The organism is Caenimonas aquaedulcis, assembly GCF_015831345.1.
GTDB lineage: Bacteria > Pseudomonadota > Gammaproteobacteria > Burkholderiales > Burkholderiaceae_C > Ramlibacter > Ramlibacter aquaedulcis.
On record NZ_JADWYS010000001.1, the window covers coordinates 303,273 to 323,504 of the forward strand.

Genomic DNA, 20,232 nt, shown 5'->3' on the forward strand with positions numbered 1-20,232 from the left:
GTGTGACTTAGAGCGCCGGTCAATGCGTCCTCAAAAACGCCCACATGCTCGCCGTCCCATCGATCGCCTGCGACGGCACATCCCCCGCACCCGCCTTCGCATTCGCGCCTGGCCAGGAGTGCCCGCCCGTCTGCGTCGCGCACAGCTCCACCGCCGTCCGGCTCCTGCAATAGGTGTAGGCCTCGCAGTACGCGCCGCTTTGCTGCAGCACCTTCCTCGGCGCCAGCTCGCAGCCGTTCAACTGCGCCCATTTCGCTGTCGTGAGCGGAGCGGTGCTGAAGGGCACCTTCGGGTCGTTCTGCGCGTGCAGGTGGAAGACGGACACGGCCTTGCCTTCCGCGCAATTGGTGCTCGTGTCCATGCCGCCCACGGACGCCACGCCGCGGAACACGTCGGGCAACTGGCACGCGAGTCGGTACGCCATCGTGCCGCCGTCGGACACGCCCGCCGCGTAGATGCGGCCGCGGTCCACGCTGGTCTGGCGGAACACGTTGTGCACCACCTTCGCAATGAAGGCGACGTCGTTGCCCGGGCCGTTGCCCATGTTCCACGCCGCCGGCTTGCCCCGGGGTCCATACGCATCCGGGTACACGGCGATGAAGCCCTGGTAGTCGGACGCGCGCAGCAGGCTGTCGAAGCCGTCGTCGGTGGGCTGCGCGCCGCGATAGCTGTTGAGCGCGACGAGCAGCGGCGTCGTCTCCGTCGGCCGGTAACGCGGCGGCACGTGCACGCGGTAGCTGCGCGTGAGGCCGTCCTGCTGGATGGTGAAGCGGTGGTCGCCCGCTGTGAGCCACTCGTCCAGCCCGGGCGAGGGCCGCGCCGCGCTGATCGTCTGCTGCGGCAGCTTGAGCTGCGGCGTCTGCGCGGCGGCGACCTGTTTGGGGGGCACCTTGGCGCGACTCGTCTTGACCTTCTTTTTCGCAGTAACGTGCTTGCCGGCAGTGGCTTGGGTGGGGGTGGCGGCTTGTGCGATCGGCGCCGCGAGCAAGGCTGCGGCGACCGCGACGGACAGTGGCAGGTTCGACTTCATCTCTTCTCCCTGGTATGGCTCAGCTATGACGGCGTTGTGGCGCCGTTGCTGTCAATGTAGGGGGAGTGCGCGCGCTTGTGGCCCTGCTGTAAGCAATCGTTGAGGTTGCGCTGGTGGCCACTGCTGAGCCCCACGGCGCGGCATGCCTGCCGTATCCTGCAATTCGTTCATCGACATTCAGGAAGGAACACCATGCAGGAAAAACCTAGCGACCCCCATCCCCTCAGCGACCTCGCGTACGACTGGATCACGCTCATGCAGAACAAGGCGCAGGCCTTGCTCGCGTATGACCAATACATCAAGGACGCCGAGGCCGCGGGCTCTCCCGAATGCGCGGCGTTCTTCCGCAAGGTCCACGATGCGGACAAGGCGCAACTCGCCGAGGCGAAAGAGCACCTGGTGATGGTGCTGCAGGGGAAGATGGGCGCGGGCGGGAAGAAGTAGGGCGGCGCCCGGCGGCGCCGGGCGTCGAACCGGGGTTTTCAGTTCGGGGCGCCGGGCTTGGCCTGCGGCACATAGGCCTGCTCGAGCTTGAGCGTCGATGAGATCCAGGCGGCCAGCGGATAGGAGAAGAGACCGATCAGGACGCCGCCCCCGAAATCCGAGACCGTGAGGCTGACCGGCGACCCCGGTCCCTGCGTCGTCTTGCTGAGCAGCAGGGCGATGATCGCCATCAGCCCTCCGCGAAACCCCATGGTGAGCGTCACGATCACCGTGCGGATCCACGCTTCGCGCGCCTCGGGGTGCTTGAGCACGCGCTCGATCAGCACGAAGAGCGCGAGCATCAAGGCGCCGGCGAACCCGCCGATGAAGATGCCGATCTCCGGCGCCTTCACCGTGAACACCGGGAAGTATTGAAAGCTGCCCAGCTGCATCAACTCCACGGCGACCTGCAGGCGGATGTCCGCCGAGAGCAGCGAACTCTGCACCTGGCTGCCGCCCGCCCACACCCTGGCCTCCTTCATCGCAAACCGGCAGGTCTGCTCGAAGGTGAGCCCGCGCCCGATCGTGATCTCGTCGCTGCGCTGGAGCAGACAAGGGGCGGGGTCGATGAAACGGTCGATGGCGGGGCCGTCGACGGCCACGGTCATGTTCTTCAGGACGACAGGCCGGTCCGAGACGTTGCGCAGTGCGATGACGACATAGGCAACGTCGCCCACGCGGTTGGTCGGCGCGCCAAGCACCGTGACCGACAGCGGATCCGTCTGGCCGTTCGGGGCCGGCGGTTTCGACTCCGTCGCCGCCTGCGTGGCGGGCTCCTGCGGCGGCGCGGCCAGCGCCGATGCCTGCATGCACAGCGCCGCGAAAGCCGCGGCGATCCAGGCGTACAGCCGGCTCATTTGAGGCACCCGTCCGCGAGTTCACGCAGGCGCGAGATGTCGCGCTTGGCCTGCGGCGGGAACGTGCGGTTGCCCATGGAGGACACCGATTCCAGGAAGTCGTTGATCTTGTCCCTGCAGATGATGCGCGTGGCGGCTGCGCACACGTTGGTCTTGTTGCCGTCCCACTTGGCGCAGGACCACACGGCCTGCAGCCAGACCTTGAGCGCTTCGTCGTCGATCACGGACGTATCCGTCCGGTCCGCGAGGTAGGTGGCCGCCTTCTCGTACTGCCGCCGAAGGGCCATGGCACTGACGAGGAAGGACAGGTGGCTCACGACGGCGGGTCGCGTTGCCGCCGCCACCTTGGCGTCGGGGTCTTTGAGCAGCTCGTCCAGGATCTTGCGGCGGATGGTGATTTCCTTTTCGAGGTAGTCGTCCGCTTCCGCCAGCACGCCGGCCGCGCGGCGCTTCTCGGATGCGCGCCGCTGCACGTCCGCCGCGACGCGGAAGAAGTCCATGTCGTCGCGCCCGATGGAGCCCGTGAAGACATAGTTGTTGGCCCACCGGTAAGCGCAATCCGCACCGGCCGGTTCGCGGCTGTTTTTCTGGAAGTCGCTGATCGCGTCGCGCACGCTTTTGGGCGAAGCGCCGGCGCCCGGGCAGACCTGCGCACGCAGCGGCCCGCAGCCGACGAGAATCAGGATCAGCAGCAGCCTGGCAGGTGAGAAGCGTGTCATGGGTCCTCCTTGTTTCAGTCGGGCACGTCGGCCACCGGCAAGACGGCGGCCATGAAACGGTAGCCGTTGTTGGCGACGAAGCGCGGGTCGGCCTTGCACAGCGCCATGAACTCGCGATGCCCCGCGCGCAGGCGTCCCACCAGGCAGCCGGCGCTCGCGTTGCCGATGTCGCTCTGCTTCATGTCGTAGCCCCAGTGCTGGTTCACGGCGAACACGCCCGTGTCGCGCACGTCGCCGTCGCGCATGAAGTCGCGGTTTTTGTCGCGGCAGACGGTGATGTTCGCGGTCTGCACCAGGGCCTGGTGCCGGTCGCTCTTGCCGTGCATGCCGACCGACCACGCCTTGTACTGGCCGAACGCGATGCGCGCCGCGCCCAGGGGGCTCAACGGGGATTCGGTGTAGAACCGGCCCGGCTCGGTGGTGGCCTGCCACGCCCCTGCGAGTTGCGGCTCGCCCGAGACGGAGATGCGCAGCAGCAGCCGCGCGTCGTTGAACTGGTTCGGCGTGTTCGCGTTGTCGCGCCCGTCGAGGTTCATGCCCTCGACGTACACGATGTTCACCGCGTCGGGGTGCCGGCAGATCCACCAGCCTTTTGCCTGCAGCGCCCGGACCACGCGGCCGGCGAGGTTCGCCCCGGGATGCAGCGGCAGCATGCCGTGCGCGTCGTCGTCCAGCAGCGCCTCGGCGACCGAAGCGTCGAGCCGGTCTTGCGCAACGCCCGTATAGCGCACGAACTCCTGCAGCGCCCATTGCGACACGGGGCCGAATGCGCCGTCGTCCGGCGGGTCCAGCAGGCCGATCGCGGCCAGCCGCTTCTGCACCTGGCGCGCCAGCGCCTCGTCGCCGCCGATCATCGCCAGGGGAAGCGCCGGCGCGCCTCCGGCGATGGCTTCCAGTGTGGTCATGACAACCCCCTACCGCTTGTGGTGTCCCGCCGGCAATCTTCGCCGCGGCGCGCCACGCGCACAAGGCTGTGGGGCTCGCCGCCTCCTCCGAATGGAGGATGAAGCGTCGCGCCGCGGCCGCGATAGACTGCCCCCATGAAAACCCGCGCAGCCGTGGCCTGGCAGGCCAACCAACCTCTCACCATCGAAACCCTCGACCTCGACGGCCCGCGCGCCGGTGAAGTGCTCATCGAAATCAAAGCCACCGGCATCTGTCACACCGACTACTTCACCTTGTCGGGCGCGGACCCGGAAGGGCTCTTTCCCGCCGTACTGGGCCATGAAGGCGCGGGTGTCGTCGTCGACGTCGGCGCCGGTGTCACGTCCCTGAAGAAGGGCGACCACGTCATCCCGCTCTACACGCCCGAGTGCAGGCAGTGCAAGTTCTGCCTCTCGCGCAAGACGAACCTGTGCCAGCTCATTCGCGGCACGCAGGGCAGGGGCCTGATGCCCGACGGCACCTCGCGCTTCTCCCTCGACGGCAAGCCCGTGCTGCACTACATGGGGACGTCCACCTTCAGCAACTACATCGTCGCGCCGGAGATCGCGGTGGCGAAGATCCGCAGCGACGCGCCCTTCGACAAGGTCTGCTACATCGGCTGCGGCGTCACCACCGGCGTGGGCGCCGTGATCTTCACCGCCAAGGTGGAGGCGGGCGCGAACGTCGTGGTGTTCGGCCTCGGCGGCATCGGCCTGAACGTCATCCAGGGCGCGAAGATGGTCGGCGCGGACAAGATCATCGGCGTCGACCTGAACCCGGCGCGCGAGGCGATGGCGCGCAAGTTCGGCATGACGCACTTCATCAACCCGAAGGACCACCCGAACGTGGTCGACGCGATCGTGCAGCTCACCGATGGCGGCGCGGACTACAGCTTCGAATGCATCGGCAACACCACCACGATGCGGCAGGCGCTGGAGTGCTGCCACAAGGGCTGGGGCCAGAGCATCATCATCGGCGTGGCGCCGGCGGGCGCGGAGATCAGCACGCGCCCGTTCCAGCTCGTGACGGGCCGGCAGTGGAAGGGCTCGGCCTTCGGCGGCGCGCGCGGCCGCACCGACGTCCCGAAGATCGTCGACTGGTACATGGAAGGCAAGCTGAACATCGACGACCTGATCACGCACACCCTCCCGCTCGAGGACATCAACAAGGGCTTCGAGCTGATGAAATCGGGGGAGTCGATCCGGTCGGTGGTGGTGTTCTAGGGTCGCGTCGACACGTTAGCCTTGACTTATCAATTAGCACGGGCTAATATGAGACCATGCTGCAAACCGAGGCCCTCGACACCGTCATGCGCACCCTGGCGGACCCGACCCGCCGGGCCGTCTTCGAACGCATCGCGCATGCCCACGAGATCAGCGTCGCCGAGCTGACAGAGGGCAGCGGCGTCTCGCAATCCGCGATTTCGCAGCACCTGGGCACGCTCAAGCGCGCGGGCCTCGTCGTGGACCGCGCACAGGGCCGCAACGTGTTCTATCGCGCCGACCCCAAAGGCCTCGCGCCGCTGGCCGACTGGATGGGCCACTACGGCGTGTTCTGGCGCAAGCGCTTCGCCAACCTCCGAACCCTCCTGAAAGAGATCGACCCATGAACGATTCCGCATTGAAGCCGGCCACGCAAGACATCGTGGTGGACGAAGTGTTTCCGCACGCGCCGGAAACCCTCTGGAAGGTGCTCACCACCGGCGATCTGATGGCGCGCTGGCTGATGGCGCCCAAGGGCTTCGCGCCCGTGCCCGGGACGCGCTTCACCTACCAGACGAAGCCGGCCGGCGCGTGGGACGGCACCATCCACTGCGAAGTGCTGGAAGTCGTGCCGCACGAGCGCTTCGTGTATGCATGGCGCGGCGGCGACGAGGCCAACCAGGGCTACGGCTCGCGGCTGGACACCGTCGTTACCTTCACGCTGGCGAAAGTGCCGCAAGGCACGCGCCTCACGCTCGTCCATTCGGGCTTCGAGACGCCCGTCAACGACACCGCGTTCCGCAACATGAGCGAAGGCTGGCGCAAGGTCGTGCCCAACCTGCGCAACTTCGTCGACGGCGGCGCCGGGAACAAGTCATGAGCGCCGCCTACACCGGCGGATGCGCCTGCGGTGCGATCCGCTACGAGATCCCGGGCGAGCCCGTGTTCATGAATCACTGCCAGTGCCGCGACTGCCAGCGCAAGAGCGGCACCGGCCACGGGTCCTACCTCACGTTCGCCTCGGAAGGCGTGAAGCTCACGGGCAAGGCCACGCAGTGGGACATGGTCGGCGACAGCGGCAACGTGAAGACGCGCGGGTTCTGCCCGGCGTGCGGCTCGCCCGTCTACCTGCGCTTCGCGGCCATGCCGCAGATCTTCACCGTGCATGCCGCAAGCCTGGACGACCCGGCTCGCTTCGCGCCGCAGGCCGTCACCTATCGCATGCGCGCATTGCCATGGGATTTCATCGACCCCGCCGTGCCGGCGTTCGAGAAGATGCCGGGCTGAGGACGGCCACCCACGCAATCAGCGCGAGCAACACCACCTGCAGGGGCAGGCGCAGCACCAGGGCCCAGTGCGGCACGGCAGGGAAGAGCTCCGGGTGCTGCAGCATGTAGACATTCGCCGGCGTCACCGCGAGCGTCAATGCCAACAGGCCCCAGGCTGCCCAGCGCCGTGTGGGTTTCCACAACAATCCGAGCGCACCCAGCAGCTCGAACACGCCGCTCACCCACACCACGAGGCGCGGTTCCGGCAGCCACGGCGGCACGATACGCATCTCCGCCTCGGTGAAGGCGAAGTGCGCGATGCCGCCGAGAAGGAACCACAGGAACACGAACACCAGCGCCGCGGTGGCGGGGCGGGTCTCCATGCGAACGGAGAGGGCGGGGTGCATGGCGTCTATTGTCGCGCCCAAGACCGACACGCGGGGCTGCGCGATGCGGCCATACTTCATGGTGGAGCCACACCCGAACGGAGCCGACCGTGTCCAAGTCCTACGCCCCCCAGAAACCCGCCGCCGCCAGCGCGGCCGAATGGCGCTACGGCATGCCCGCCATCGTGCTGCACTGGGCGCTGGCGCTGCTGATCGTCTTCATGCTGTGCCTGGGCTGGTACATGATGACGGTGGAACACGAGCCGGGCGGCGAGTGGTACATCGACCTGCACAAGTCCTTCGGGCTCATCGTGTTCGCGCTCGTCCTGCTGCGCGTGCTGTGGCGGCTGGGGCACAGGCCCGAGCCGCTGCCCGCCGGCACGCCGCGCTGGCAGGTGGCAGCCTCGCGGTGGACGGAAGGTTTGCTCTACGTGTGCATGCTCGTCATGCCCATCACGGGGATCCTCGGCTCCATGTACTCGCGCGCCGGGCTGGCCTTCTTCGGCGTGGCGCTCCCCGCCTGGGTGACGCCCACGCGCGCGACCGCCAAGCTGTTTTTCAACATCCACTCATTCACGGTGTGGATCCTGGTGGGCCTCGTGGTACTTCACGCACTGGGCGGCCTCAAGCACCTGCTGGTCGACAAGGATCGCGTGTTCCACCGCATGTGGTTCCGCTGAAGCTTTCCCTACAAAAACTCGTTGATCACGTAGACCGCGTTGTCCTTGAGCTTGTGCCACGCGCCGCGGTGGCGCCATTTCTCGAGCTCGATCTCCGTGGCGCGCGCCACATACTTCTCGAAGATCGCGTCCAGCCGCTTGGCAAGTTCCGCGTCCTTCACCGCGAGGGTGATCTCGTCGTTGGTCTCGAAGGAGCGGTCGTCGAAGTTCGACGAGCCGATGGCGCTCCACACGCCGTCGATCGTCATGATCTTCTGGTGCAGCAGGGTGTGCGGATACTCGAAGAGCCGCACCCCGTTCTCCAGCAGCTTTTCGAAGTTGCGGTGGCCCGCGTGCTGCACCATCGGGTTGTCGGAGCCCTGCGTGGAGGGCATCAGCACGCGCACGTCGCAGCCGCGCCTCACGGCGTCGCCGAAGGCGTCGATCGCTTCCGGCTCCGGGATGAAGTACGGGTTCTGGATCCAGATCTTCTTGCGCGCGAGGCAGATGGCGGTGTGATGCAGGATCTTCACCGCGGGCGTCGAGCCCTGCGGCTTGAGGAAGACGGCGTGGATCTCGGCGTCGCCGGTGGGCTCGAGCTTCGGGAAGACGTCCTCGCCCACGAACAGTTCACCCGTCTCACCGCCCCAGTTCTCGCTGAAGCAGCCCTGGATGCTGTGCACGATCGGCCCGCGCAGGCGCAGGCTCACGTCCGAGAAGTGCTTGTGGTCCTCGGCGTCGCCCAGCCAGTCGTCCACGATGCAGTGGCCGCCCACGTACGCTTCGCGGCCGTCGATGATGACCTGCTTGCGGTGGTCGCGGTCGTTGAGCACGCCCAGGTTGCGCAGGCCGCGCTTGTGGAAGAACTTCACCTTGCAGCCCGCCTTGCGCATCTCCTCGACGACGTTCTTGCCGATGGCCTTGGACCCCGTCGCATCGAGCATCACGCGAACCTGCTTGCCGGTGCGCGCCTGCGCGGACAGGGCGTCGGCCACGCGCGAGCCGAGCGCGCCTTCCTTCCAGAGGAAGGTCTCGAAGTGCACGGAGTATTTCGCGGAGCGGATGCCTTCGATCAGCGCATCGAAGAACGCGCCGTTCTCGAACAGCTCCCACGAGTTGCCGGAAATCGGGGTGCCGAGCGTCAACCCGGCGAGCGATCCGGTGAGCTCGTCGATCGGGTAGTCGCATTCGATCTTGAGGATGGGCGCGCGCACGCGTTTGAGCGACCAGATGAACAGCACCAGGACGACGATGACGAGAAGCGGCAGCCAGACCCAGGGGGATTCACTCATCGGCGCAGTGTGGCTCAAGCAGAGCCAGCGGCGTGTCAGCGAGCGCCGCGACTGTGGATGAGCTGCCCCTACCGCCGGCCGCCCGCGAGCCGTGCCGCTTCAGGACGCGCGCGCAATCGCCACATCGCGACGCACCCGAGCAAGGGGCCGGCGGCCAGCATCGTGAAGGCGCCTTGCCATCCCGCGGCCGCGACCACGTGCGGCACCAGGTGGATGCTTACCAGCGTGAGGAGGAAGCCCGCGCAGGTCTGCACCGTGAGCAGCGTGCCCACGGAGTCGGGCTCGCTCAACTCTGCGATGCTCGCGGAGAACTGGGCCGAGTCGGCGATCACGGTCACGCCCCACACCACCGCCACCGTGCCGACGATCCAGGGCGATGCGCCCAGCAGCCAGCCCATCGCGAGCGCGCATGCGGCGCTCATCGCCATCGCGCCTATCGTCACCGCCGTGCGGCCGACGCGGTCGGCCAGCATGCCGCCGCCCCAGGCGCCGAGCGCGCCGGCGGCGATCGTGGCGAAGGTGAGCAGGCTGGCGTCGTGCGCGGGCTGCGCGACGCCACTCGCCGCGAAGCTCGCCTGCAGGAACACGGCCAGCCACGCCCACATCGCATAGAGCTCCCACATGTGGCCGAAGTAGCCGAGGTTGGCCAGGCGCACCGCGGGCTTGCGCCAGGCCTGCGTGAACTTGCGCAGGTCGATGGCGGCGGCGCGCTTGATGTTCGGGCCGACACTGCACGCGAGGATGCCGAGGCCCGCGAGCGCGGAGCATGCGGCCGCCACGCCGTACACCATGCGCCAGTCGGCGCCGCCCAGGGCCGCGAGCAGGTGCGGGCTCGCCGAGCCGAAGGTGAGGGCGCCGACGAGCAGCCCGATCAGGAGCCCGAGATCGCCATCCGCCCATGTCGCGGCCAGGCGCATGCCCACCGGGTACACGCCCGCCATGCACATGCCGGTGAGCACCCGCAGGGCGTACACGGCCAGCCCGGTGGGCGGCAGGAACGCCAGGCATGCGGTGGCAGCGGCGGCGACGAGCGCCGATCCCATGAAGAGCCGCCGCGGATCGAAGCGGTCCGCCAGCGAGAGCAGGGCGCTGAGCAGGGTGCCGAGCACGAATCCCGCCTGGATCGCGCTCGTGAGCAGCGCGACCTGCTGTGCGCTCACGTCCTGCGTGCGCTGCACGGTCGCGACGACCGAGGCCGAGGAGAACCACACCGTCATCGCCAGCACTTCGCAGGCCACGAGGATGGCGAGCGACGTCCGCTTGGCGCGGCGCGCGGTCATGAAGCGGCGGGACCGGCGCCGCGCGCGGGCGCCGCGGCGTGCGTGGCGGGCAGGCGGTCGTGCCCGAAGAGCTTGCCGCGCAGCGTCCCTTGCGTGTAGCGCGTCTTGTATGCGCCGCGCGCCTGCAGCCGCGGCACGACGAGCTCGATGAAATCGTCGAAGCATTCGGGCACCACGGTGCGCGACAGGTTGAAGCCGTCGACGTCGGCGGCCTCGCTCCATTCGACCAGCATGTCCGCGATCCGGTCGGCGGACCCGACCCAGGGCGCCTGGCGGCTGCCCAGCACCATCTGCTCCAGCAGCTTGCGCCGCGTCCATTGCGGCCCCGCGCTGCGCGTCATCGCCTCCACGTTGGAGACGATGGCCTGGCTCTTGCCCGTCTCGACCGGCTCGTCCAGGTCGTACTTCGAGAAGTCGATGCCCATCGACGCCGCGGCGTGCACCAGCGCCGCCTCGGAGCTGGCGTAGCGCCTGTAGTCCTCGAACTTGTCCCTGGCCTCGGCCTCGGTGCGGCCCGTGACGATCGTGGCGCCGAGGAACATCTTCACGTCGCGCGCATCTCGCCCCTGCTCCACGGCCTGGGCGCGGATGCCGTCCACGATCTTGCGCACGGCGGGCTGCGCCTGCCCGTTGAGGAACACGCATTCCGCATGCGTCGCCGCGAAGCGCGTCCCGCGCGCCGAGGCGCCGGCCTGGTAGAGCACCGGCGTGCGCTGCGGCGAGGGTTCGCTCAGGTGCATCGCATCGACCTTGTATTGCTTGCCGTGGTGATGGATCACGCGCACACGCGAAGGGTCCGCGTACACGCCGCTCGCCTTGTCCCGCAGCACGGCGCCATCGTCCCAGCTGCCTTCCCACAGGCGGTAGACGAGCTGCATGTATTCGTCCGCGAGGTCGTAGCGGTCGTCGTGCGCCATCTGCCCGGACAGGCCCGCTGCGCGCGCGGCGCTGTCGAGGTAGCCGGTGACGATGTTCCAGCCGATGCGGCCCTGCGTCAGGTGGTCCAGGGTGGACATGCGGCGCGCGAAAAGGAAGGGCTGCTCGTAGGTCAGGTTGGCCGTCACGCCGAAGCCGAGGTGCGTGGTCGCGGCCGCCATCGCGGGGATCAGCATCATCGGGTCGTTCACCGGCACCTGCACGGCGTGGCGCACCGCCGCGTCGGGGCTTGCGCCCATCACGTCGTACACGCCGACGACGTCGGCGAAGAAGATGCCGTCGAAGAGCCCCTTCTCCAGCCGCTTCGCGTACTCCGTCCAGTAGTGGATGTCGGCGTAGCGCGTGGACTGGTCGCGCGGATGCGTCCAGAGTCCCTGCTGGATGTGGCCGACGCAGGCCATGTCGAATGCGTTGATGTGGAGCTGGCGCGGCATGGATGGCCCGAGTCGAAGTGCACAGGAGTATCGGGGTTGCGGTCGGTGGTGTCGAGGGGAGCTTCCGCGTGCGTCGCGCATCCGTCGTGCGCTGGGTGGCGCGCGCAGGGCCGCGTCAGGCGGTGCCCGGTGGGGGCTCATACTGCGGCGGTTTTGCTTCGCAAAACTTCCCTGGGATTTCCGGGCTGGGGGCGGGGCCGCAAAAACTCGCTTCGCTGCGCTCTCGCTCAAACACTTGCGGCCAGCTAGTTCACGAAGCGCGCAAGCGCGCCCGCCCCCAGCCCGCAAATCCCAGGCGCCGCAGAAATCGCCCCCACCGGGCACCGCCTGCCGCGACCCGGAGAGTGGCACTCGGATGTTCAAACCCGCAGGCGCGGCACTCCCCGGGTCGCGTCAGGCGGTATGCGGCAGGGGCGATTTCTGTGGCGGCTGCTTTCGCTGTTCCGGCGGCGGAGCGCGCTTGCGCGCCTTGTGAACTGACTCACCGCAAGTGTTTGAGCGAGAGCGCAGCGAAGCGAGTTTTTGCGGTGCCGCCGCCGGAGCAGCGAAAGCAGCGGAGTTTTTGCAGAGCAAAAACCGCCACAGTATGAGCCCCTGCCGCATACCGCCTGACGCGACCCAGCGCGAGCCACAAGACTCAGCGATCGACGAAGGAACCAACTTACCCCGTCTCGATGGAAGACAGCAGCCTCTGCAGCGCGTCGATTTCCGCCGGCTTCACGATGTGGTGATCGAAGCCCGCGTCGCGCGCGCGCTTCCTGTCTTCGTCCTGCCCCCAGCCGGTGAGCGCGACGAGCGTCGCCGCGTCGTGGGGATGCCGCTCGCGGATCGCGCGGGCGACCTCATAGCCGTCCATCCCCGGCATGCCGATGTCGAGCAGGACGACGGACGGGTGGTAATCGGCGAAGGCTTCGAGCGCTTGCGGGCCGTCGCGCGCCACGCGCACGTCCGCACCGAGCAGCTCCAGGATCTGCCCGAGGCTGTCGCCCGCGTCGTGGTTGTCGTCGACCACCAGCACGCGCGTCTTGCCGAGCGCTTCGCCCGCCGGCGCGGCGCCCGGGGCTTCGTCGGCCGGTTGCTCCGCCAGCGGCAGCCGCAGGATGAATTCGCTGCCCTGGCCGAGCCCGGCGCTGCGCGCCTCCAGCGTGCCGTCGTGCATCTGCGCGAGGCGCCGCGACAGGGCGAGGCCGATGCCCAGGCCGCCCTGGCCGCGGCTGGGGTCGCGGCTCGCGTCGCGGTCGCCGCGGCTGAACATCTCGAAGAGGCGCGGCATCGCTTCGGCGCTGATGCCCGGGCCGTTGTCGCTCACGCGGACGACGGCGCTGCCGCCCTCGGCGCCCGCGCGCACCGCGATGCGGCCGCCCTCCTGCGTGTACTTGGCGGCATTGTTCAGGAGGTTGTCGATGATCTGCGTGAGCCGCACCGGGTCGCCGTGGAGCCAGATCGCTTTCGAGGGCAGTTCCACCGTCACCGAGTGCCCGGCGGCTTGCATCAGCGGGTCGCTCGTCTCGATCGCGTTGCGGACGATCTGCGCGAGTTCCACGCGCTCCTTGCGGAGCGTGAGGGTGCCGCGGCTGATGCGGGAGACCTCCAGCAGGTCGTCCACGAGCCGCACCAGGTGGTTGACCTGGCGCTCCATCATGGCGTGGATGCCGGCCGTGCGCGCGTCGCCGGTCCCGCCGGCGAGCTTCAGGAGCGCGATCGAATTGCGCAGCGGCGCGAGCGGGTTGCGCAGCTCGTGCGAGAGCGTCGCGAGGAATTCGTCTTTCGCGCGGTCCGACTCCGCGAGCTGCTTCGCGTGCTCGGCGATCGCCTGTTCGGCCTGCTTGCGGTCGGTCACGTCGCGCGTGGTGCCGGCGACGGCCACCACCTCGCCGTCGGCGCCGATCACCGGCGCGAAGATGTAGTCGTAGATGCGGCGGCCGTTGGTGCCGGTGAAGGGAACTTCGCCGCGGATCGGCATCCTGGTCGCGATCACCTGGTCGATCTCGCGGTCGTGCATGTCCGCATGCCACTGCTCGTACCCGAGCTCCAGCCACTTCTTGCCGCGCGTCTCCGGCTCGCCGAACATCGTGCGCAGGGCCACGTTGGCGTAGAGGAAGCTGTGGTCGAGGTTGAATACGTAGACGAAGTCCGGGGTGCTGTCGAGCGCGGCCTCGTAGATGCGGCGCAGCCGTTCGGACTCGAGCTCCAGGCGCTGGCGCTCCTCCTGCAGTTTCTTCTGCTCCTCGAGATCGCGGAAGTAGAAGGACATGTCCGGCGCCATCGACTGCGCATCGGCCACGCGGTGGACGATGTACTCGACTTCCCCCGTCTCGGAGAGCACCGGTGAATTCACCGGGGTCCAGTAGCGCTCCTCGAAGCGCTGGCCGCCCGCTTCCGGAATGTCGTAGCGCTGCATGGGCAGGGCATCCCTCGCCTTGTTGTCGATCACGCGCTGCAGCGACGCACGCAGGTTCTTCACCCCTGTCGCATCGGGATTGGCCGGGTCGTCGGTGAACACGTCGAACAGGGCCTTGCCAAAGATCGACTCGTCGCAGCGCGCGAGGCGCAGGTAGTCGTCGCTGGCCGCGGCAATGGTGAATTGCGGGTCCGCGCGCAGGACCAGGAAGGAGCCGGGAACGGACTTGATAAGGCGATGGATGTCGTTGCTGTTCACGCGATTGTTCTTGTAGGTTGGCGAAGGCGGCCGCGGCGGCTCAAGCGTAGCGGACTGCCACTGCACGGTGTGTAGGAGCCTGCCTACACCCGCGCGTGGCGCTGCTTTCCTACAGGGGCGCGCGAAACACAGCAGTAGAGTCGGGGGATGCACCCACTTGCCAGCCGCGCCTGGACCCGAACCGAAGTCGCCGCGCAGCAGGCCTGGGCACTGGCCCGGCGCCACCCCTGGCGCACGGCGTCCATCCTGCCCGCGCTGGTGCTGCTTTACATTCTGGCGCTGCTGCCTTTCACGCCCGGCATCGCCGACCTGCGCAAGGCGAAGTCCGAGGTGCCGTCGGTCGTGATGGCGTCGGACGGGTCGGTGCTGGCCGAGTACAAGCGCCTCAACCGCGAGTGGGTGCCGCTGGCGGAGATCTCGCCGAACGTGGTCAACGCGCTCATCGCCACCGAGGACCGGCGCTTCTACGAGCACCACGGCCTGGACTTGCGGCGCACCGCCGGCGCCGTGCTCAACACGCTGCGCGGCAATACGCAGGGCGGCTCGACCATCACGCAGCAGCTCGCGCGCAACCTGTTCCCGGAGGAGATCGGCCGCTCCATCAGCATCAACCGCAAGGTGAAGGAGGCGCTGACGGCGCTCAAGATCGAGGCCGTGTACTCGAAGAACGAGATCCTGGAGACCTATCTCAACACCGTGCCCTTCCTGTACAACGCCTTCGGCATCGAGATGGCCGCGCGCACCTACTTCGACAAGTCGGCGCAGCAGCTGAACGTGCAGGAGGCCGCCACGCTCATCGGCATGCTCAAGGGCACGAGCTACTACAACCCCGTGCTCAACCCCGAGCGCGCGCGCGAGCGGCGCAACGTGGTGCTGGCGCAGATGGTGAAGTACGGCAAGCTCGACGCGGCGCGCGCGCAGGCGCTGGCCAAGGCGCCGCTCAAGCTGGATTTCGAGCGGCAGGACGTCGCGCTGGGGCCCGCGCCGCACGCGGCGCAATGGATTCGCAAATGGCTCATCGCGTGGGCCGACAACCGCGGCTACAACATCCACTCCGACGGGCTCGTGGTGCGCACGACGCTCAACGCCAGGTTGCAGAAGGCGGCCAACCAGGCGATGGCGCGGCAGCTCGATGCGCTGCAGTCGCTCGCGGACCGGCGCCGCAGGAAGGGCGAGGAGCGCGTGCTGCTGCAATCGGGCTTCATGGCGGTGGACCCGCGCAACGGGCACATCCTCGCCTGGGTGGGCAGCCGCGATTTCGCGACGGAGCAGTTCGACCACGTGAACCAGGCGCGGCGCCAACCGGGCTCCACCTTCAAGCCCTTCGTCTACGGCGCCGCGTTCGAGATGGGCATGAGCCCGCGCGACGAATTCATCGACCAGCCGCTCGCCATCCACCTGCCCGGTGGCGGCATCTGGAGCCCCACCGACGGCACGCCGCCCACCGGCGCGCCGATGACGCTGCGCGAGGGGCTCGCGTATTCGAAGAACACCATCACCGCACAACTGATGATGCGCGTCGGCCCGCAGCGCGTCGCGCAGTTCGCGCGCGCGATGGGCGTGCGGGTGAGCAAGCTCGACGAAGTGCCTTCGCTGGCCCTGGGGACCAGCCCGGTGACTTTGCGGGAGATGGTCGCCGCCTACGGCTCGATCGCGAACGGCGGGCGCTACATCGACCCGGCCATGGTGGTGCAGGTCGAGGACCGCGAGGGCAAGGTGCTGGAGGCCTTCCAGCAGGCCGTGCCGGAGCAGGCCATGTCGCGCTCGCAGTCGCTGCAGCTCGTGAATGCGATGCGCGGCGTCGTGGACGAGGGCACGGGCACCGCCATCCGCACGCGTCACGGCATCCAGGCGGACGTGGCGGGCAAGACCGGCACGACGCAGGAGAACACCGACGGCTGGTTCATCCTCATGCACCCGCAGATGGTGGCGGGCGCCTGGGTCGGCTTCAACGACAGCAGCATGACCATGGGCGATGCCTGGGGGCCCGGCGCGAAAAGCGCGCTGCCCATGGTGGGCGACGTGTTCCAGCAGGCGCTGCGCGCGAAGTGGATCGACCCGCAGGTGGAATTCGACATCCCGAGGCCGCGCCCGCAACCGCGTGAGCCGGCGCCGGGCGCGCCGCCGCGCGATGCGATCCAGGGCCTCACGAATTTCCTGAACAGGCTGTTCAGGGGGTTCCAGTGAAGAGGGACCGCAGGTAATTGACCGGCCCGCGCCAATGCGGACGCGACATCCACTCGTGCAGCATCCGAAGGTCTGCGCGGGCGAGGGGGCGGAAGGTGATGGGATCGGCGGGCATCGCTACGTCCCACCACTCGCGAAACGCGCGGGAATGTCTCGTTGCTCATGCAACACCCGCCAGACGTCGATCGCATCTTCGCGCTCGACATAAAAAACGAGGTAGGGAAAGCGGGTCAGCCGCCATGCGCGCAGGCCCGGAACCGACAGGGTTTGCGAATGCCTCGGTGAACCGATGCCTGGATGCGCACTGATCTTGCGAATAGCGGCCTGCATGGCATCGATGAAGCGCACCTCCAATGCAGTGCCGCCCTCGGCGAAGTAGTGGTCCGCCGCACGCTGGATGTCTTTTTGCGCCTGACTGCGACGTACAACCGCCTTCGCGGTCATTCGGCCCCGCGCTCGCGAGAGCGTTGGCGCAAGCTGTCGAACCAGGCGTCGTCCATCATGCCGACCACCGGGGACCTGGCGCCCTTCAAAAGGAGCGCGCGCATCTGTTCCGTATCCTGGTCCTTGCGGATCAACTCGCGAACGTATTCGCTGCTCGTTCCATAGCCACGTGTTTCGACCTGTTCGTCAACGAAGGCTTTCATCGTTTCGGGCAATGAGATGTTCATCGTGCTCATGCTGGAATCCTAGCCCAATTGGCAAAATTTGGCAAATGCGAGGAGCCGATCAGCCGGAGTGGTGGTTGTTCCAGTAGATGCCGACATAGATGAAGCTCAGCAGGTAGGACAGGAACATGCCGACTTCCTAAGGTAGAGCGACCTGTGCGTATCATGGAATCAACCATTTCAGGAGCACTCCATGTCCAGCGATTTCCTCTCCCAGATTCTCGGCAGCGTGCTCGGACGCGGCGCGGGCGCGCAAGGCATGCCCGGCGGGCTCGGCGGCCTGGGCGGCGGGGGCCTCGGGGGCGTGCTCGGCAGTGTCCTGGGCGGGGGACGCGGGCAGCAGGACGACCGCGGCATCCAGCGCGGCGGGTTCGGCGGCAAGGGCGCGATCATCGCGATGCTGCTTCCGCTGGCCATGCAGTGGGTCCAGCGCAATGGCGGGCTGGGCGCCGTGCTCCAGAAGTTCCGGCAGAAGGGTTACAGCCAGCAGGCGTCGTCCTGGGTGTCCACCGGCGACAACGAGCCGCTGGATGCGCAGGCGGTGACCGACGTCATGGGATCGAACGAGCTCTCGCAGCTCGCGCGCCAGCTCGGCGTATCCGAAGACGAGGTCGCCGGCGGCATGGCGCAGATCATGCCGCAGGTGGTGGACCACCTCACGCCCTCGGGCGAAGTGCCGCAGGACGCCGACGACGTGCTGGGCGCGGGCCTCGCGTCCATCGACCAGATGTTCGGCAGGCGGGGCTGAATCGGCGGGTGCGAAAATGGCGCCATGCCATTGCCCGCCCCCCAACCCCGCAAGCACCTCCACACCCGCGCCGTGGTCTACCGCGGCTACCACCGCGAGGACGGCCTGTGGGACATCGAGGCGGAGCTTTCCGACACCAAGACCTACGCGCTCGAGCGCTCCCAGCGCGGCACCATGCCGCCCGGCACGCCGATCCACGGCATGTCCATCCGCATCACCGTGGACGACACGATGACGATCCGCGAGATCGCGAGCGCCCAGGACCACACGCCATTCGACGAATGCCAGGCGGGCAACCCGCCGATGCAGCAGATGGTGGGCGCGAAACTGGGGCCCGGCTGGCGCGTCGCGATCGACCGCGCGCTGGGCAACACACGCGGCTGCACGCACCTGCGCGAGCTGCTGTTCAACATGGCGACGGCCGCCTACCAGACGATCCCGTCCTACCAGGCGCGCCTGCGCCGCGAAGCGGGGAAGCCCGCGTACTCCGGCACGCAGCCGCCCTACCACTTGGGCAAGTGCATCGCCTGGGACTTCAACGGCCCGGTCGTCGCGCGGCACCATCCCGAATTCGCGGGCTGGCAGCCGCTGCTTCGCAAGGTCGACGCGCCGCCCAAAAGCAGCTAGATTGCGGGCGATGAACGAACGACAGGTCGCCATCGTCACCGGCTCGGGCACCGGGGTGGGGGCGGCCACCGCGCTCATGCTCGCGCAGCGCGGCTGGAACCTCGTCATCAACTACACGCGCAGCGAGCAGGAAGCGCGCGCATCGCAGGCGGCCTGCGAAGCCGCGGGCGCGGACACGCTGCTGCTGCGCGGGGACGTGGCGCAGGACGCCGAATGCCGCGCGATGGTGCAGGCGGCGCACAAGCGCTGGAAGCGCATCGACGCGCTCGTGAACAACGCGGGGATTTCCGTCTTCGGGCCGGCGTCCACGTGGGAGGCGCTGGACGCCGAGACTTTCCAGCGCATCTTGGCGGTCAACAGCATCGGCCTGTTCCAGATGGTCCGCGCCTGCGCGCCGCACCTGAAGGAATCGAAGGGCGCGATCGTCAACGTCTCCTCCATCGCCGGCGCGCTGGGCATCGGGTCTTCCGTGCCCTACATCGCTTCCAAGGGCGCCGTCAACGCGATGACGCTGCACCTCGCGCGCGCGCTCGCGCCCGAGGTGCGCGTGAACGCCGTGTGCCCGGGCCTCATCACCTCGCGCTGGTTCGTGCAGGGCATCGGCCAGGAGGGCTTCGAGAAGGTCAAGGCGAGCGTGGAGCAGGCGACGCCGCTGGGCCGCGCGAGCACGCCCGAGGATGTCGCCGAGGCGATCGTGTGGCTGGTGGCGGGCGCGCGTACGATGACGGGCGAATTGCTGCTGCTGGACGGCGGCACGCACCTCGGCGCGCGCCAGCCCGTGCAGATTCCCGTGAAGTAAAAACGACTGGAGACATCGATGGCTCGACAAACGCTTCGCGCGCCGGGGCGGCGCTGGTTCATCCTCTGCGGCGCCGTCGTCGCGCTGGGCCTGGGTTACACGCAGGCGCGTGCGCAGGCGCCGGTGTGGCCCACCAAGCCGGTGCGCATCGTCGTCACCTTCCCGCCCGGCGGCGCGCCCGACACGCTCGCCCGCGTGCTGGCGGACAAATGGGGCCAGGCGCTCGGGCAGACCTTCACCGTGGACAACAAGCCCGGCGCGGGCGGCAACATCGGCGCCGATTTCGTCGCCAAGAGCGCGCCGGACGGCAGCACGCTGGTCGTGGGCACGGTCGGCACGCACGCGATCAACGCGGCGCTGTACGACAGGATGCCGTACAACCACATCAAGGACTTCACGCCCGTGAGCTTCCTCGCGTCCACGCCGAACCTGCTGGTGGTGAACAACGGCGTGCCCGCGAAGAACGTGAAGGAGCTCATCGAGCTTGCGAAGAAGGAGCCGCTCAGCTTCGGCTCCTCGGGCAGCGGCACGTCCATCCACCTGTCGGGCGAGCTCTTCAACACGATGGCGGGTGTGAAGATGCAGCACATTCCCTACAAGGGCCGCGCGCAGGCGGTGCCGGACCTGCTGGGCGGGCGCATCACGATGATCTTCGACAACATGCCGTCGGCGCTGCCGCTGGTGAAGGGCAACGAAGTGCGCGCGATCGCGGTGACGAGCGCGACCCGCTCGCCGGCCGCGCCCAACATTCCCACGGTGGCGGAGTCCGGATTGCCGGGCTTCGAAGCGACGTCCTGGTTCGCGCTGTACGCGCCGGCGGGGCTGCCGCGCGACGTGCAGATGCGCATCAACGCGGAGACGGCCAAGGTGATGGCAATGCCCGATGTGCGCGAAAAACTCGCGAACCTCGGCCTGGACATCAACACCGGCACGCCGGAGGCGCTTGCGGCCTTCATGCAGGCGGAGACCACCAAATGGGCGCGCGTGGTCAAGGAATCGGGCGCCAAACCCGATTGAGCCCGCGCGCGGCAGGGCGTGATTTTTCCTCGTTTTCGCATCTGCCTCGCTCATCCG

The 20,232-nt window shown here is 68.1% G+C and carries 23 protein-coding genes; 11 read left to right on the top strand and 12 right to left on the bottom strand.

Going from position 1 to position 20,232, the window contains the following annotated elements; translation table 11 throughout:
* Positions 1 to 19: 19 nt before the first annotated feature.
* Positions 20 to 1,030 carry a CE1 family esterase gene (locus I5803_RS01320; protein WP_196984624.1) on the bottom strand — a complete coding sequence of 337 codons (1,011 nt, stop codon included), beginning with the start codon at positions 1,028 to 1,030 and terminating at the stop codon, positions 20 to 22.
* A 192-nt stretch (positions 1,031 to 1,222) separates the two neighbouring features.
* Here I5803_RS01320 and I5803_RS01325 point away from each other — a divergent pair, with 192 nt between their 5' ends.
* The gene (locus I5803_RS01325; protein ID WP_196984625.1) at positions 1,223 to 1,474 is read left to right on the top strand and encodes a hypothetical protein; all 252 of its coding nucleotides are present in this window, start codon (positions 1,223 to 1,225) and stop codon (positions 1,472 to 1,474) included.
* Between the two features lie 38 nt (positions 1,475 to 1,512).
* On the opposite strand, the gene I5803_RS01330 is transcribed toward I5803_RS01325, so the two are convergent.
* From I5803_RS01330 to I5803_RS01340, 3 genes are read right to left on the bottom strand one after another with little or no spacing between them, the layout of a single operon-like run.
* Complete coding sequence (locus I5803_RS01330) at positions 1,513 to 2,370, bottom strand: hypothetical protein (protein WP_196984626.1); 858 nt, start codon at positions 2,368 to 2,370, stop codon at positions 1,513 to 1,515.
* On the bottom strand, positions 2,367 to 3,089 hold the full coding sequence (locus I5803_RS01335; protein WP_196984627.1) for a hypothetical protein: 723 nt from the start codon (positions 3,087 to 3,089) through the stop codon (positions 2,367 to 2,369). The genes I5803_RS01330 and I5803_RS01335 overlap by 4 nt, the downstream gene beginning before the upstream one ends.
* Positions 3,090 to 3,103: 14 nt before the next feature.
* Positions 3,104 to 3,994, bottom strand: a complete 891-nt coding sequence (locus I5803_RS01340; RefSeq protein ID WP_196984628.1) for a peptidoglycan-binding domain-containing protein — start codon at positions 3,992 to 3,994, stop codon at positions 3,104 to 3,106.
* 135 nt (positions 3,995 to 4,129) lie between these two features.
* On the opposite strand from I5803_RS01340, the gene I5803_RS01345 reads away from it, so the two are divergent.
* From I5803_RS01345 to I5803_RS01360, 4 genes are read left to right on the top strand one after another with little or no spacing between them, the layout of a single operon-like run.
* Positions 4,130 to 5,236: an S-(hydroxymethyl)glutathione dehydrogenase/class III alcohol dehydrogenase gene (locus I5803_RS01345; protein ID WP_196984629.1), complete on the top strand. Its 1,107-nt coding sequence runs from the start codon at positions 4,130 to 4,132 to the stop codon at positions 5,234 to 5,236.
* A 56-nt stretch (positions 5,237 to 5,292) separates the two neighbouring features.
* Complete coding sequence (locus tag I5803_RS01350; protein WP_196984630.1) at positions 5,293 to 5,622, top strand: ArsR/SmtB family transcription factor; 330 nt, start codon at positions 5,293 to 5,295, stop codon at positions 5,620 to 5,622.
* Positions 5,619 to 6,095: an SRPBCC family protein gene (locus I5803_RS01355; protein ID WP_196984631.1), complete on the top strand. Its 477-nt coding sequence runs from the start codon at positions 5,619 to 5,621 to the stop codon at positions 6,093 to 6,095. The genes I5803_RS01350 and I5803_RS01355 overlap by 4 nt, the downstream gene beginning before the upstream one ends.
* Positions 6,092 to 6,502 (top strand): GFA family protein, encoded by a 411-nt coding sequence (locus I5803_RS01360; protein WP_196984632.1) that lies wholly within the window; start codon positions 6,092 to 6,094, stop codon positions 6,500 to 6,502. The genes I5803_RS01355 and I5803_RS01360 overlap by 4 nt, the downstream gene beginning before the upstream one ends.
* Here I5803_RS01360 and I5803_RS01365 read toward each other — a convergent pair.
* Complete coding sequence (locus tag I5803_RS01365; RefSeq protein WP_231402317.1) at positions 6,459 to 6,890, bottom strand: DoxX family protein; 432 nt, start codon at positions 6,888 to 6,890, stop codon at positions 6,459 to 6,461. The genes I5803_RS01360 and I5803_RS01365 overlap by 44 nt on opposite strands.
* Positions 6,891 to 6,979: 89 nt before the next feature.
* Between I5803_RS01365 and I5803_RS01370 the strand changes: the two genes are divergently transcribed.
* Positions 6,980 to 7,549: a cytochrome b gene (locus tag I5803_RS01370; protein WP_354001609.1), complete on the top strand. Its 570-nt coding sequence runs from the start codon at positions 6,980 to 6,982 to the stop codon at positions 7,547 to 7,549.
* An 8-nt stretch (positions 7,550 to 7,557) separates the two neighbouring features.
* On the opposite strand, the gene I5803_RS01375 is transcribed toward I5803_RS01370, so the two are convergent.
* From I5803_RS01375 to I5803_RS01390, 4 genes are all read right to left on the bottom strand, one after another.
* Positions 7,558 to 8,820, bottom strand: coding sequence for a phospholipase D-like domain-containing protein (locus tag I5803_RS01375; protein ID WP_196984633.1), 1,263 nt, complete (start codon positions 8,818 to 8,820; stop codon positions 7,558 to 7,560).
* A gap of 68 nt (positions 8,821 to 8,888) precedes the next feature.
* Positions 8,889 to 10,100, bottom strand: coding sequence for an MFS transporter (locus I5803_RS01380; RefSeq protein ID WP_196984634.1), 1,212 nt, complete (start codon positions 10,098 to 10,100; stop codon positions 8,889 to 8,891).
* A complete protein-coding gene (locus I5803_RS01385) occupies positions 10,097 to 11,470 on the bottom strand; it encodes an LLM class flavin-dependent oxidoreductase (protein WP_196984635.1) in 1,374 nt (457 codons plus the stop codon). The genes I5803_RS01380 and I5803_RS01385 overlap by 4 nt, the downstream gene beginning before the upstream one ends.
* A 661-nt stretch (positions 11,471 to 12,131) precedes the next feature.
* Entirely contained in the window at positions 12,132 to 14,129 is a 1,998-nt protein-coding gene (locus tag I5803_RS01390; RefSeq protein WP_196984636.1) for a hybrid sensor histidine kinase/response regulator, read from the bottom strand.
* Between the two features lie 147 nt (positions 14,130 to 14,276).
* Between I5803_RS01390 and I5803_RS01395 the strand changes: the two genes are divergently transcribed.
* The gene (locus tag I5803_RS01395) at positions 14,277 to 16,316 is read left to right on the top strand and encodes a penicillin-binding protein 1A (protein ID WP_196984637.1); all 2,040 of its coding nucleotides are present in this window, start codon (positions 14,277 to 14,279) and stop codon (positions 16,314 to 16,316) included.
* A 117-nt stretch (positions 16,317 to 16,433) separates the two neighbouring features.
* On the opposite strand, the gene I5803_RS01400 is transcribed toward I5803_RS01395, so the two are convergent.
* From I5803_RS01400 to I5803_RS22365, 3 genes are read right to left on the bottom strand one after another with little or no spacing between them, the layout of a single operon-like run.
* Positions 16,434 to 16,760 (bottom strand): type II toxin-antitoxin system RelE/ParE family toxin, encoded by a 327-nt coding sequence (locus I5803_RS01400; protein ID WP_196984638.1) that lies wholly within the window; start codon positions 16,758 to 16,760, stop codon positions 16,434 to 16,436.
* A complete protein-coding gene (locus I5803_RS01405) occupies positions 16,757 to 16,996 on the bottom strand; it encodes a type II toxin-antitoxin system ParD family antitoxin (protein ID WP_196984639.1) in 240 nt (79 codons plus the stop codon). The genes I5803_RS01400 and I5803_RS01405 overlap by 4 nt, the downstream gene beginning before the upstream one ends.
* Positions 16,997 to 17,045: 49 nt before the next feature.
* A complete protein-coding gene (locus I5803_RS22365) occupies positions 17,046 to 17,114 on the bottom strand; it encodes a TMEM175 family protein (protein WP_196988425.1) in 69 nt (22 codons plus the stop codon).
* Positions 17,115 to 17,177: 63 nt separating this feature from the next.
* On the opposite strand from I5803_RS22365, the gene I5803_RS01415 reads away from it, so the two are divergent.
* The 4 genes from I5803_RS01415 to I5803_RS01430 are packed head-to-tail and all read left to right on the top strand — an operon-like array spanning position 17,178 to position 20,175.
* Positions 17,178 to 17,732, top strand: coding sequence for a YidB family protein (locus I5803_RS01415; RefSeq protein ID WP_196984640.1), 555 nt, complete (start codon positions 17,178 to 17,180; stop codon positions 17,730 to 17,732).
* A 24-nt stretch (positions 17,733 to 17,756) separates the two neighbouring features.
* Positions 17,757 to 18,359, top strand: coding sequence for a DUF2889 domain-containing protein (locus tag I5803_RS01420; protein WP_196984641.1), 603 nt, complete (start codon positions 17,757 to 17,759; stop codon positions 18,357 to 18,359).
* A gap of 10 nt (positions 18,360 to 18,369) precedes the next feature.
* Positions 18,370 to 19,158: an SDR family NAD(P)-dependent oxidoreductase gene (locus I5803_RS01425; RefSeq protein WP_196984642.1), complete on the top strand. Its 789-nt coding sequence runs from the start codon at positions 18,370 to 18,372 to the stop codon at positions 19,156 to 19,158.
* Positions 19,159 to 19,176: 18 nt separating this feature from the next.
* Positions 19,177 to 20,175 (top strand): Bug family tripartite tricarboxylate transporter substrate binding protein, encoded by a 999-nt coding sequence (locus I5803_RS01430; RefSeq protein ID WP_196984643.1) that lies wholly within the window; start codon positions 19,177 to 19,179, stop codon positions 20,173 to 20,175.
* Positions 20,176 to 20,232 lie beyond the last annotated feature (57 nt).